The organism is Bacillus siamensis KCTC 13613 (assembly GCF_000262045.1).
Taxonomy (GTDB): domain Bacteria; phylum Bacillota; class Bacilli; order Bacillales; family Bacillaceae; genus Bacillus; species Bacillus siamensis.
This window is the reverse complement of record NZ_AJVF01000013.1, coordinates 621779-633753: the sequence shown is the minus strand read 5'-3', so window position 1 is coordinate 633753 and position 11975 is coordinate 621779. Positions and strand designations below refer to the sequence as shown.

At 49.6% G+C, this 11975-nt stretch carries 13 protein-coding genes, 1 riboswitch and 1 other annotated feature; of the genes, 11 read left to right on the top strand and 2 right to left on the bottom strand.

All coding sequences use genetic code 11. The features are described from left to right. Positions 1-34: 34 nt before the first annotated feature. From Y79_RS0103290 to Y79_RS0103275, 4 genes are read left to right on the top strand one after another with little or no spacing between them, the layout of a single operon-like run. Positions 35-994 carry a S66 peptidase family protein gene (locus Y79_RS0103290; RefSeq protein ID WP_016936413.1) on the top strand — a complete coding sequence of 320 codons (960 nt, stop codon included), beginning with the start codon at positions 35-37 and terminating at the stop codon, positions 992-994. A 6-nt stretch (positions 995-1000) separates the two neighbouring features. After that, a complete protein-coding gene (locus Y79_RS0103285; protein WP_016936412.1) occupies positions 1001-2098 on the top strand; it encodes a mandelate racemase/muconate lactonizing enzyme family protein in 1098 nt (365 codons plus the stop codon). Further along, a complete protein-coding gene (locus Y79_RS0103280) occupies positions 2095-2994 on the top strand; it encodes a C40 family peptidase (RefSeq protein ID WP_016936411.1) in 900 nt (299 codons plus the stop codon). Before Y79_RS0103285 ends, Y79_RS0103280 begins: the two co-directional genes overlap by 4 nt. 2 nt (positions 2995-2996) lie before the next feature. Then, positions 2997-3968, top strand: a complete 972-nt coding sequence (locus tag Y79_RS0103275) for an ABC transporter ATP-binding protein (protein WP_016936410.1) — start codon at positions 2997-2999, stop codon at positions 3966-3968. 26 nt (positions 3969-3994) lie between these two features. On the opposite strand, the gene Y79_RS0103270 is transcribed toward Y79_RS0103275, so the two are convergent. Together Y79_RS0103270 and Y79_RS0103265 are read right to left on the bottom strand one after the other, a co-directional pair. Next, on the bottom strand, positions 3995-5044 hold the full coding sequence (locus Y79_RS0103270) for a lactonase family protein (RefSeq protein ID WP_016936409.1): 1050 nt from the start codon (positions 5042-5044) through the stop codon (positions 3995-3997). Positions 5045-5113: 69 nt separating this feature from the next. Then, the gene (locus Y79_RS0103265) at positions 5114-5974 is read right to left on the bottom strand and encodes a dimethylarginine dimethylaminohydrolase family protein (RefSeq protein ID WP_016936408.1); all 861 of its coding nucleotides are present in this window, start codon (positions 5972-5974) and stop codon (positions 5114-5116) included. Positions 5975-6155: 181 nt separating this feature from the next. On the opposite strand from Y79_RS0103265, the gene Y79_RS0103260 reads away from it, so the two are divergent. From Y79_RS0103260 to Y79_RS0103230, 7 genes are all read left to right on the top strand, one after another. Beyond that, on the top strand, positions 6156-6674 hold the full coding sequence (locus Y79_RS0103260) for an acyl-CoA thioesterase (RefSeq protein WP_016936407.1): 519 nt from the start codon (positions 6156-6158) through the stop codon (positions 6672-6674). A 101-nt stretch (positions 6675-6775) separates the two neighbouring features. Continuing rightward, positions 6776-7321 (top strand): GNAT family N-acetyltransferase, encoded by a 546-nt coding sequence (locus Y79_RS0103255; RefSeq protein WP_016936406.1) that lies wholly within the window; start codon positions 6776-6778, stop codon positions 7319-7321. A 12-nt stretch (positions 7322-7333) separates the two neighbouring features. Then, a riboswitch (guanidine-I (ykkC/yxkD leader) is annotated at positions 7334-7443 on the top strand. Positions 7444-7509: 66 nt separating this feature from the next. After that, on the top strand, positions 7510-7848 hold the full coding sequence (locus tag Y79_RS0103250; protein WP_029575216.1) for a DMT family transporter: 339 nt from the start codon (positions 7510-7512) through the stop codon (positions 7846-7848). Continuing rightward, a complete protein-coding gene (locus tag Y79_RS0103245; RefSeq protein WP_016936404.1) occupies positions 7848-8162 on the top strand; it encodes a DMT family transporter in 315 nt (104 codons plus the stop codon). Before Y79_RS0103250 ends, Y79_RS0103245 begins: the two co-directional genes overlap by 1 nt. Positions 8163-8235: 73 nt before the next feature. Next, entirely contained in the window at positions 8236-9138 is a 903-nt protein-coding gene (gene purU, locus Y79_RS0103240) for a formyltetrahydrofolate deformylase (RefSeq protein WP_016936403.1), read from the top strand. Between the two features lie 85 nt (positions 9139-9223). Continuing rightward, positions 9224-9437, top strand: a binding site (T-box leader). Between the two features lie 69 nt (positions 9438-9506). Beyond that, on the top strand, positions 9507-10619 hold the full coding sequence (proB, locus tag Y79_RS0103235; RefSeq protein ID WP_016936402.1) for a glutamate 5-kinase: 1113 nt from the start codon (positions 9507-9509) through the stop codon (positions 10617-10619). Beyond that, positions 10616-11863 carry a glutamate-5-semialdehyde dehydrogenase gene (locus tag Y79_RS0103230; RefSeq protein WP_016936401.1) on the top strand — a complete coding sequence of 416 codons (1248 nt, stop codon included), beginning with the start codon at positions 10616-10618 and terminating at the stop codon, positions 11861-11863. Before proB ends, Y79_RS0103230 begins: the two co-directional genes overlap by 4 nt. The last annotated feature ends 112 nt before the right edge of the window (positions 11864-11975 follow it).

Below are 11975 nucleotides of genomic sequence, written 5' to 3'. Positions count from 1 at the left end.
CGGTAAAGGAGCGGTCTGTTTCACTTTTCAATCCATGGAAAAGGAGATTGAAAAAGCCATGAACCATAAACCGAAAGCACTGCAAAAAGGCGACACGGTCGGTGTGATTGCCCCTGCGAGCCCGCCTGAGAGCAGGACGCTGCAAACCGCGCTGCTTTTTTTAGAAGATGAGCTTGGTCTTCAAGTGAAACTCGGCCGGGCGCTGAAAGCCCGTCACGGCTATTTGGCGGGAGAGGACCGCGCGCGTCTCGATGATCTTCATGACATGTTTAGCGATCAGAAAGTCAAAGCAGTGATATGCGCGTGCGGAGGATTCGGCACGGGCCGCATTGCCGCTGATATGGACTTCGGCTTAATCCGCCGCAATCCGAAAATTTTCTGGGGATACAGCGATATTACGTTTTTACATACCGCCATTCATCAAAATACGGGGCTCGTCACATTTCACGGCCCGATGCTGAGTACGGATGTCGGGCTTGATGATGCTGATCCGCTGACAAAGGCGTCATATCACCAGCTTTTCGCAGAAACGGAATTCACCTATACGGAGGACATTTCCCCATTAGAGGTGCTGACAGACGGAAGAGCCGAGGGAGAGCTTGCGGGCGGCAATCTGTCCCTTATTACATCGACACTCGGCACGCCGTTTGAAGTTGATACAAAAGACAAATTGCTGTTTATCGAGGATATTGATGAGGAGCCGTATCAAATCGACAAAATGCTGAATCAATTAAAAATGGCCGGAAAACTGTCAGACGCGGCAGGAATTCTGGTCTGTGATTTTCACCAATGCGAACCGAAGAATAAAGAAAAGTCTCTTACTTTAGAGCAAGTGCTGAACGATTACATTGTCAAATCAGGAAAGCCCGCGCTCAAAGGCTTTAAAATCGGTCATTGTTCACCGAGCTTCGCCGTTCCGATCGGAGCCCGCGCGGTTATGGATACGGCGGCCAAAGCGGTAACGATTGAATCGGGGGTTTCCGGAAGGGAGTGATCAGGCGTGAGAATAACAGATATTCAAACGGGGCGGATATCCGTCCCGCTGAAAAAGCCGTTTAAGACCGCTTTGCGCACGGTTTACTATGCTGAATCTGTCATTGTGAAGCTCACATTTGACAACGGTCTGACCGGATGGGGCGAGGCACCGCCGACGGTTGTGATTACAGGCGACAGCGCGGCCGGTATTGAAAGCGCAGTCTGCGATGTGCTGAAGCCCGCTCTCTTAGGGCGGAGCCTTTCCGGCATGGAAGCTGTGCTGTATGATATCAGCCGGCTGTTGGAAAGAAATCAAAGCGCAAAAGCCGCTGTAGATATGGCTGTATATGACGGATGGGCGCAAATGCACGGGCAGCCGCTTTACCGGCTGCTCGGCGGCTATCGGAATACACTGGAAACGGATTTTACCGTCAGCGTCAATTCTCCAGAGGAGATGGCGGGGGACGCGGACCATTATGTAAATAAAGGGTTTCGTATTTTAAAAATAAAAGTCGGCATAGGTGACATATCAGACGATGTGGCGCGGATTCAGGCGGTCAGATCACGTGTCGGCGCAAACGTCAAACTGAGACTGGACGCGAATCAAGGCTGGACGCCGAAAGAAGCCGTGGCCGCGATCCGAAAGATGGAAGACGCCGGACTCGGCATTGAGCTGGTCGAACAGCCTGTTCACAAAGACGATATCGGCGGGCTGAAACAGGTCACCGATGCCGTAGACACGCCGATTATGGCGGATGAGAGCGTGTTTACGCCCCGTCAGGCCTTTTGCGTGCTGCAGACAAGAAGCGCCGATTTAATCAATATTAAGCTGATGAAAGCGGGCGGCATCAAGCAGGCGGAAACAATCAATGCGATGGCGGAAACGTGCGGGGTGGAATGCATGGTCGGCAGCATGATTGAGACCAAGCTCGGCATCACCGCCGCAGCCCATTTTGCAGCGGGCAAACGCAATGTGACAAAGTTTGATTTTGATGCGCCGCTTATGCTGAAAAATGATCTCATTAAAGGCGGCATCATATACAGCGGCAGCCAGATTACGATCCCCGATGAACCGGGTCTCGGCATTACCGGTGTGTCGGTGCAAGAGGAGGCGAAACAATGAGGGCAGCCGTAACAGCGGCGGCAGCCAACATATGGACGCTGCCGTCATCTCCCCGTTCGCATGATGCGCCGATGCTCGAAAACCCGCCCAAGATCAGAAAATGGCTGGCGGCTATGGGATATGAAGAGCGGCTCCGATTATGCACGGACAATCTTGTCCAAACGCAAGTGCTTTTCGGGGAAGAGGTGATCATTCTCAAAGAAGAAGGAGAATGGGCTTTTGTTGCCGTTCCCGGTCAGCCTTCAAAAAAGGACGCGCGCGGATATCCGGGCTGGATGAAGAAAAGCCAGCTTTCAGCATCCGGCTTTCAAACATCTTCTCCCGCCGTCTGGATTACCAAACCGACAGCTTTTTTATATCAAACAAACGGCGAACCGGACTTGGAAGTGAGTTTCTTAACGCGTCTTCCGGCATCAGGACGTGAAAAAGGCTTTTTTCGTGTGATGACGCCGCTCGGGGAACGGCTCATAAATGAAGCTGACGCAGACGAATTTCGGCATACAGAAGGGCGGGCCGCAGATGTCATCGAAACGGCAATGATGTTTCTTGGACTTCCGTATTTATGGGGAGGACTGAGCGGTTTTGGGTTTGATTGCTCCGGATTGATGTATTCGATATTTAAAGCAAACGGCTATACCCTTCCCCGAGATGCCCGGGACCAGGCAAAAGCGGGACGCGGCGCAGAAGTAAACGATATCCGGCCGGCTGACCTTTTGTTTTTCGCCTATGAAGAAGGAAAAGGCGCGATTCACCATGTCGGTTTGGCGCTTGGAGACGGCAGGATGCTGCACTCCCCGAAAACGGGAAAAGCCATCGAAGTGCTGCGTTTGAAAGGAACCGTCTATGAAAAAGAATTATGCACCGTACGCCGCTGTATAAGCGAAAAGGGGGAATGAATATGACGGCATCTCCGCTCCTTGAAGTCAGCGGGCTGAAAATGCATTTTGACGCCGGAAGAAAGAAAGCCGTCAAAGCAGTCGACGGTGTCAGTTTTCACATTCAAAGAGGGGAAACATTCGGACTCGTCGGAGAATCGGGATGCGGTAAATCGACGCTCGGAAGGGTTATTCTCCGTCTGTATGATCCGACGGCCGGGTCGGTATCATATGAAGGGACGGACATACACCGTGCCGCGGCAGAACAGCGGTCCGTCCTCTTCCGCAAGCTGCAGATGATTTTCCAAGACCCTTACGCCTCGTTAAATCCGCGTTTGACCGTACGGGAAATTATTATGGAGCCGATGGAAATCCATAATCTTTACAATACACGTAAAGCCCGGCTGATGATGGCCGATGAACTGCTTGAATCTGTCGGGCTTCATCCGGATTTCGGCAGCCGGTATCCCCACGAATTCAGCGGCGGACAGAGGCAGAGAATCGGGATTGCCAGAGCGCTTTCTCTGCACCCCGAGTTTATCGTGGCGGATGAGCCGATTTCCGCGCTTGATGTGTCCGTACAGGCCCAGGTCGTCAACCTTTTAAAAAGGCTTCAGAAAGAGAAAGGGCTGACATTTTTATTTATAGCCCACGATTTATCAATGGTTAAGCATATCAGCGACCGGATCGGCGTGATGTATTTGGGGCGCATGATGGAAATCACAGAAAGCGCTGCGCTTTATAAGGAACCGCTTCACCCTTACACGAAGGCGCTTTTATCCTCAATCCCGATTCCTGATCCGCTTCTTGAGGACAAGCGTGAACGGATCATTCTGAAAGGGGAGCTGCCGAGTCCCCTTAACCCGCCGAGCGGCTGTGTGTTCAGGACGCGATGTCCTGAAGCGATGGAGATCTGCGGCAGAATAACGCCTGAGCTTGAGGAAGTGAAGACAGGGCGTTTTGTCGCCTGCCACTTATACAAAAAAGAAAGCTGACCTTATGCCGTCAGCTTTCTTTTTGATTAAACCTGATGGAGAAATGACACGCAGACCGGATACGGAACCGGTACGTCGGATTGAAGCAGAGTCAGTCCGCCCGTTTCGGAGTCACGTTCAAACAAAACCAGATTTCCCGTTTCTTCATTTGACGCGACAAGGAATGTTTCGGACGGATCAAACGCGAAATCACGCGGCCAGTTTCCTTCTGTCGGCACCCATTCAAGAAGAGACAATTCACCGGAATACTGGTTGACCTTAAAGATGGCGATGCTGTCATGTCCGCGGTTGGCGGCATAAAGAAATCTGCCGTCTTTAGATATGCGGATCGCGCTGCCCTGCGATTTGTCCGTGAATCCTTCAGGCAAAGCGGAAATGACCTGCAGCTCTCTGAATTCACCTAAGGTCGGGTTGTATTCAAGCACAATGACTTCATTGCTGATTTCCGTCATGACATAGGCATATTTCTCCGCCGGATGGAAAACGATGTGGCGCGGCCCTGAACCGGGTGCGAAAGAATGGGTTTTCACCTCAGTGAGCGCACCGTTTTTCATTTGGTACGTATACAGCGTATCCGTCCCTAAATCGAGGGCTGCAATGTAGTTATGCTCAGGTGTATAGCCCGCGAAATGGGCATGCGGTTTCTCTTGTCTTTCATGAGGGCCAGTCCCCGTATGAGCGGCTTCGGCTGCCGGCTCCCGCAGGCTTCCGTCCTCATTGACCGGAAAGGCGTGCACTTTTCCGCTGTGGTAATTCGCGGTTAAAACGTATTCGTGTTTCTCATCAATGCTGACGTGGCACGGTGACGGGCCTTCAATCAGCTGATGGTTCACAAAAGTTAATTCCCCGCTGTTCTGATGAATCTGATAGGCTGCCACGCCGCCTTTACCGTCTGCTTTTTCAATGGAATACAGCATGCTGTTATCAGAGTTCGGTGTGACGTACGTCGGGTTGCCGAGCTTTGCAGCCAGCTTCGGCCGGCTGAGCCGTTTCGCTTCTGTATCAAGTTCAAAACAATAAATACCTTCGCTTCCGCCTTTTGTATATGTTCCCGCATATCCTATGTACTTAGCCATTCGGTTTCCCCCTTTAAGTCTTGTCTTCTCTATATTAACGTATCTTGAAGGAAACTGCCTTGTAAATGTTTAAGATGTTCTGACAAGCGGAAGGGTGCAGCAGCGGAAGGAACCGCCTGATTTAATAATTTCGGAAAACTCGGTTTCAATGACTTTATATCCTCTTTTTCTGAGCTCGCGGTTCGTATGACGGTGCTGGGGCAGGCTGATAATTGTCTGATTCCCGATAGACAGGATATTCGGGCCGAGCGTAAATTGCTCTTCTTCAGGCACTTCTATCAGCTCAAAACGTTCGGCGAGAAGATCAATTTCTTTTTGCCCCAAGCCATTTTTGCAGTATAGCGCCTCCGTTTCCGAGATCATATTAAATACACAGTCCAAATGTAAGAAATCCTCCTTGAGAGGGATCGGCACAACGGTCATCTCCGGCAGCGCTTCCTGCAGCTCCCGGACAGCCGTTTTATCCGTGCGCTCGCTCAGCCCGGCATAAACGGTGCCGTCTGCGATCATGACGTCGCCGCCTTCAATGTTCGCTTTTCTGAGCCGCGTATAAGGGATGTTCTCCTCGTCAAGCAGGTTTTGAAATACTTTTTCTTCTCCCTGCCTGACTGAAGCCGCCATGCTTGAAATAAACGCCGTCTCTCCTAAGACAAATCCGATATCCCGGGTGAATACCTGCTCGGGCAAACCGGGATCGGCGGGAAGCAGGACGACTTCAATCTGATGGGATTTTAAAATGTCAATAAATGCATCATGCTGTTTGAGGGCGGTGGGGATGTCAATATTTTCTTGTTTGAAATGTTTTTGTGTTCCGTTAATAATATCTTTGATGGCCATGTGTTCCGGCCGGCATAAGATAACGGTCTTCAAAGCATCATATTCACTTCGGCATGCCGGTTTCTGTGTGAATTTGGGAATGGATACGTCCATGTGACAGCCTCCTATCAGTAATCAATGTGCGTTTATTATTCCCGGATGCGATGAATAATGAAACATTTCTGATAGAATATCTAACCAACTTAACATTTAAAATTTTAGACAAAATGGTCAAATTATTGTTTAATAAGGTACAGATGCAGTACGACCAGACACAAAGGGGAGTTTAAATCATATGAAGTTGCCAGAATCAAGGTTTTGCAAAGAAACAAGGGTTGTCAAGACAAGCAGGGTTTTTCCGCTCGATACGAATAATCACAATACACTGTTTGGCGGAAAGCTGATGAGCTACATAGATGACATCGCCTCAATTTCCGCGGCCCGTCACTGCCGATGTGAAACAGTCACGGCCTCAATGGACTCTGTAGATTTTTTGCGCCCGATCGGCCAACAGGATTCCGTATGTCTTGAATCCTACGTCACATGGGTCGGCACATCGTCTATGGAGGTGTTTGTCAAAGTCATTAAAGAGCATCTGATGACGGGTGAACGCGAGCTTGCGGCAACGTCGTTTCTGACATTCGTCGCGCTCGATTCAAACGGGAAATCGGTGCCCGTTCCGCGGATCGTGCCTGAAACCGAGGAAGAAATTATGCTTCACAAGACGGCCGTTCAGCGCGCCGGAGAACGAAAAAACCGCTTAAAACACAGCAAGGCCCTGGCTGAGGCGCTCGGAACAGATAAGCCTTGGTAATCAATCGCCAAACCGCTTTTAAAAAAGCGGTTTTTTTACGCTGAAAAAGGACTTTTCCCGCCGGATCCATAATCTATTACAGGGAAAGGAGCGTGGCGTGTATGATGAAACATAAATCTTCCGGCACCATCCTGACAACCGGGCGTATCCGCCTGCGGACCATGCGGGATGACGATGAAGAAAATTTGTACGGGCTGTTTACCGACAAAGAGGTCATGAAATATTATCCTTCTCTTAAAAGCAGGCGTGAAACAAAGGAATGGATTGCCTGGAACAAACGTCTGGCCAAAGGATACGGCGTCAGTCTTTGGATCGCAGAGGATAAAGAGACGGGCGCATTTCTCGGTCAATGCGGAATCGTTCCGCAGACGGTAAACGGAAACACATTGATGGAAATCGGCTATATGGTTGCCCGCAGCTGCTGGGGATGCGGTTATGCGACGGAGGCTGCGAAAGCCTGTCTGAAGTATGGTTTTCACACGAAACAATACGGACGTATCGCGGCGCTGATTGACCCGAATAATCTTGCTTCCGTCCGCGTCGCGGAAAAAATCGGCATGGTGCCAGGCGAGACCGTTAATAAATGGGAAAGGCAGCTGACGGTTTTTGATATTACATCTGACATTGAACGTTTCAGCGAAGTGTAGTATGATACGAACAGACATGTTTTCTAGGGTTCCGCATGTTCATACATGGCCTGGTCCGAGAGAAAACACATATGCGGACATATTCCCGCATATGCACACGGAGGGAAAAAAGCCCGGGAGAGTCAATCTCATGTGAGACGACTATCCGGGCTTTTTTGTATTGTCCGGAACAAGAAAGGGTGAAGAACATGAAATGGGGTTTAGTGGTCATAGCCGCCGTATTTGAAGTGGTATGGGTCACCGGACTGAAACATGCTGATTCGGCACTGGCGTGGAGCGCCACGATTACGGGAATCATCATCAGTTTTTATCTATTAATCAAGGCGACAGACAGCCTGCCCGTAGGAACGGTATATGCGGTCTTTACCGGGCTCGGAACAGCCGGCACCGTGCTCAGTGAAATTCTGCTTTTCAAAGAGCAGGCCGATCCGGTGAAAATCGTGCTGATCGGCGTTTTGCTGATCGGTGTTATCGGATTAAAGCTGGTTACGCAGGATAAGCCAGAGACGAAGGAGGAGAAGGCGTAATGCATTGGATCAGCCTGATAGCCGCGGGTCTTTGTGAAATGCTCGGGGTCATTTTGATGAATCAATTTCAAAAAGAAAAGAAAGTCAAATGGATTCTTTTCATTATCGCAGGCTTTGCGGCTTCTTTTTCCTTGCTTTCTTATGCGATGGAGACGATTGCGATGGGAACGGCCTATGCGATCTGGACCGGTATCGGCACGGCGGGCGGCGCTTTAGCCGGCATTCTTTTCTACGGCGAGCAGAAGGATGCGAAGCGCATCTTTTTCATTGCGCTTATTTTGTGCGCAGCCGCAGGGCTGAAAATTCTTTCGTAAATTGATTTTTATCAAATTTTCAGTATAATCTATAATAAGTTACGAATTATGAAGATACGAGGGATTAAAGCATATGAATTCATATATGACACAGCGGCTGAAAGAATACCGCGACGGGAATGAGGAAAAAGGGCGCCTGCTTGTCAGCTGCCCCGATCAGCCGGGAATTGTATCGGCTGTGTCCGCGTTTTTGTTTGACCACGGCGCGAATATTATTGAATCAAATCAATATACGACTGACCCTGAAGGCGGACGTTTTTTTCTCAGGATTGAATTTGACTGCAAGGGCATTCGTGAGAAAAAAGAGGATTTAAAGCAGGCGTTCGCCTCAATCGCCCAGACATTCGGCATGACATGGAGCCTCTCTCTGGCAAGTGAGCTGAAGCGCGTGGCGATCTTTGTATCCAAAGAGCTGCACTGCCTTCATGAACTCATTTGGGAATGGCAAAGCGGCAATATGATGGCCGAAATTGCTGTCGTCATCAGCAACCATGAAGAGGCGAAAGAAGTGGTCGAGCCGCTGAATATTCCGTTCCATTACATGAAAGCTAACAAAGACATCCGCGCCGAAGTGGAGCGGCGCCAGCTTGAGCTGCTGGAGCGATATGAGATTGATGTGATCGTTCTTGCCCGCTACATGCAGATTTTGACGTCTGATTTTGTATCTGCCCATCCGAATCGGATTATTAATATCCACCATTCATTCCTGCCGGCCTTTATCGGCGCCAATCCGTATAAACGGGCTTATGAGCGCGGAGTGAAATTAATCGGGGCGACATCTCACTATGTGACGGACGATCTTGACGAAGGCCCGATTATTGAACAGGATATCGAACGCGTCGATCACAGAGACCACGCGGAGGATCTGAAGAATATCGGCAGAACCATTGAGCGCAGCGTGTTGGCGAGAGCTGTAAAATGGCACTTGGAAGACCGTGTCATCGTTCACGGAAACAAAACGATCGTATTTAATTGATAGCGGTCCGCCGGGGAGGCGGGCTGTTTTTATGGATAAAAATGTCTTGACAAGAACCTTTTTTCTTTGCATAATATAAAAAAATCATTGAGCGTTGAAGAGGATCAGTACGCAGAAATTTCTGTGACAGAGAGCAAAATGGCCCGCTGAAACATTTTGCCGCATGAAACCTGCCGAACCTGCCTTGGAGTCCTGAGGGGAAAACTCAGGCGCGATAACCTGGCGTTACAGGAAAGCGGGACGCGTGCAAAACGCGTTCAAACAAGGTGGTACCACGGAAAGCCCATTTCGTCCTTATTTTTCAGGACGGAATGGGCTTTTTTTATTGAAGAAAGCCGGTTTGGATTGATTGCCACGGAGGAGAAACGATGAAAAAGCAAAGAATTGTTGTGAAAATCGGGAGCAGCTCGCTCACCAACAGTAACGGAAGCATTGATGCAACCAAAATCAAAGAGCATACGGAAGCCATTTCATTATTAAAAGAAGACGGGCATGAAGTCATTCTCATTACCTCAGGCGCTGTGGCCGCGGGTTTTTCCGCTCTCGGCTATCCGTCGCGCCCCGTTACGATAAAAGGAAAGCAGGCGGCTGCCGCGGTCGGCCAGACGCTTTTAATGCAGCAATACATGGACCATTTAAAAAGATACGGACTGACGCCGGCGCAAATTTTATTAACAAGAAATGATTTCTCAAAAAGAGAGCGGTACAGAAATGCGTACGCTACGGTAATGGAGCTGCTGGAGCGGGGAGTCGTGCCGATTATCAATGAAAATGATTCCACATCTGTCGAAGAGCTGACGTTCGGTGATAACGACATGCTGTCGGCGCTTGTGAGCGGTTTGATTCATGCAGACCAATTAGTGATTCTCACAGACATTAACGGCCTGTACGATGCCAATCCGAATGAAAACCCGGACGCAAAGCGGTTTGACTATCTGAATGACATCACACCTGAATTGCTCGGATATGCCGGATCAACAGGCTCAAAAGTCGGCACAGGCGGCATGAAGTCAAAACTTCTCGCCGCCCAGACCGCATTGTCGCTCGGAGTGAAGGTGTTTATCGGAACCGGCTCCGGACGGGAAAAACTGAGGGTGATTTTAGACGGAAAAGGTGACGGCACATATATCGGCGATAAAGAGCTGTCCTCAGTGAATAATACACGGCAATGGATCATGTTTCATTCTCCGATATCAGGGGAAATCATCATTGATGGGGGAGCGGAGCAGGCGATGATCCATAACGGGTCAAGTCTGCTCCCGGCCGGTGTCGCCGATGTCTGGGGCAGTTTTCCGAAAGGGGCTGTGGTGGAAGTCAGAGGGCCCGGCGGCATCATCGGAAAAGGCCAGACGCTTTACTCATCCGATGAGATTTTAGAAGCTAAAGGGAAGCGGAGCGATCAGCTTCCGGGCACGAAGCAGGTGGAAGTGATTCACAGAGATGATTGGGTGAATTTATTTGACGAGGGGGAAAACAAATGAGTGAAGTATTGCAAAAAGCAGCCTTGGCAAAAGAAGCCGCTGCCGAAATGGTCATGAAAACGACGGCTGAAAAAAACGAAGCGCTCCAATGTATCGCAGACGGACTCAGAAATGAACGGCAGCTGATTTTAACAGAGAATCAGAAAGACATTGAAGCAGGACAGAAAAGAGGATTGACAGCTGACATTATTGACAGGCTGACTCTTGATGAAAAACGCCTGCTCGATATCGCGGACGCTGTGGAACTGTTAATCGGTCTTGAAGATCCCGTCGGTGAATCATTGGAGACCATTCAAAAAGAGAATGGATTATTCATTGAAAAAATCCGCGTGCCCCTCGGAGTAGTGGGTATGATCTATGAAGCCAGACCGAATGTTACCGTAGATGCTGCTACACTCTGCCTGAAAACCGGAAACGCGGTTGTCCTCAGAGGAAGTTCTTCAGCCATCCACAGCAACATAGCGCTTGTCAGTGTGATGAAACGCGCACTCGGGCTGTCAAAGCTTCCGATTGATGCCATTCAGCTCATAGAAGATACAAGCAAAGAAACCGCGAAACAGCTCTTTACATTAAATGACGGTCTGGATGTATTGATCCCGCGCGGCGGCAAAAATTTAATTGATCTTGTGGTCAGGGAATCCACCGTACCCGTGTTAGAAACCGGAGCGGGAAACTGCCACGTGTACATAGATGAGTCAGCAGATCCAGATATGGCAAGAGAAGTCGTCATCAACGCCAAAACACAGCGTCCTTCCGTCTGTAATGCGATTGAATCTCTTTTGATTCATGAAAAATGGGCGGAAGAACACGGGCGAAAACTGCTGCGCCAGCTGACAGAAAAAGGGGTGGAGCTTCGCGGAGATCAGGTGATTTGCGGACTGGAGCCTGCAGCGAAACAAGCCGAAGAAGCCGATTGGGGAGCTGAATACCTGGCGCCGATTCTCAGTGTAAAAACGGTGCAGGACGTACAGGAGGCGGTCCGCCATATTCAGCAGTACGGCACAAACCATTCAGAAGCCATTCTGACGGAAAACGGCGAGCATGCCGCATACTTCCAGACGGCCGTAGACGCCGCTGCCGTGTATCATAATGCTTCAACCCGGTTTACAGACGGCTTTGAATTCGGATACGGAGCCGAAATCGGCATCAGCACGCAAAAGCTTCACGCGAGAGGGCCGATGGGGCTTCCGGCGTTAACCTCTACAAAAATCATCATCAAAGGAAACGGACAAATCCGAGTATAGTCTATTAAGCTTATCCTGAAAAAGGGGTAGGCTTTTTTTTATACAGAAAGATTGACGAGTTACTTTATATTGTGTAAAATTAAATTGCACAAAATATAATAGAGGTGAATTC

Bases quoted from the DNA above. Each gene is read 5' to 3' on its own strand.
- Y79_RS0103290 (WP_016936413.1), top strand. From the start codon at position 35: ATGGAAAAGGAGATTGAAAAAGCCATGAACCATAAACCGAAAGCACTG.
- Y79_RS0103280 (WP_016936411.1), top strand. From the start codon at position 2,095: ATGAGGGCAGCCGTAACAGCGGCGGCAGCCAACATATGGACGCTGCCG.
- Y79_RS0103275 (WP_016936410.1), top strand. From the start codon at position 2,997: ATGACGGCATCTCCGCTCCTTGAAGTCAGCGGGCTGAAAATGCATTTT.
- Y79_RS0103270 (WP_016936409.1), bottom strand. From the start codon at position 5,044: ATGGCTAAGTACATAGGATATGCGGGAACATATACAAAAGGCGGAAGC.
- Y79_RS0103265 (WP_016936408.1), bottom strand. From the start codon at position 5,974: ATGGACGTATCCATTCCCAAATTCACACAGAAACCGGCATGCCGAAGT.
- Y79_RS0103260 (WP_016936407.1), top strand. From the start codon at position 6,156: ATGAAGTTGCCAGAATCAAGGTTTTGCAAAGAAACAAGGGTTGTCAAG.
- Y79_RS0103255 (WP_016936406.1), top strand. From the start codon at position 6,776: ATGATGAAACATAAATCTTCCGGCACCATCCTGACAACCGGGCGTATC.
- Y79_RS0103250 (WP_029575216.1), top strand. From the start codon at position 7,510: ATGAAATGGGGTTTAGTGGTCATAGCCGCCGTATTTGAAGTGGTATGG.
- Y79_RS0103245 (WP_016936404.1), top strand. From the start codon at position 7,848: ATGCATTGGATCAGCCTGATAGCCGCGGGTCTTTGTGAAATGCTCGGG.
- purU (WP_016936403.1), top strand. From the start codon at position 8,236: ATGAATTCATATATGACACAGCGGCTGAAAGAATACCGCGACGGGAAT.
- proB (WP_016936402.1), top strand. From the start codon at position 9,507: ATGAAAAAGCAAAGAATTGTTGTGAAAATCGGGAGCAGCTCGCTCACC.
- Y79_RS0103230 (WP_016936401.1), top strand. From the start codon at position 10,616: ATGAGTGAAGTATTGCAAAAAGCAGCCTTGGCAAAAGAAGCCGCTGCC.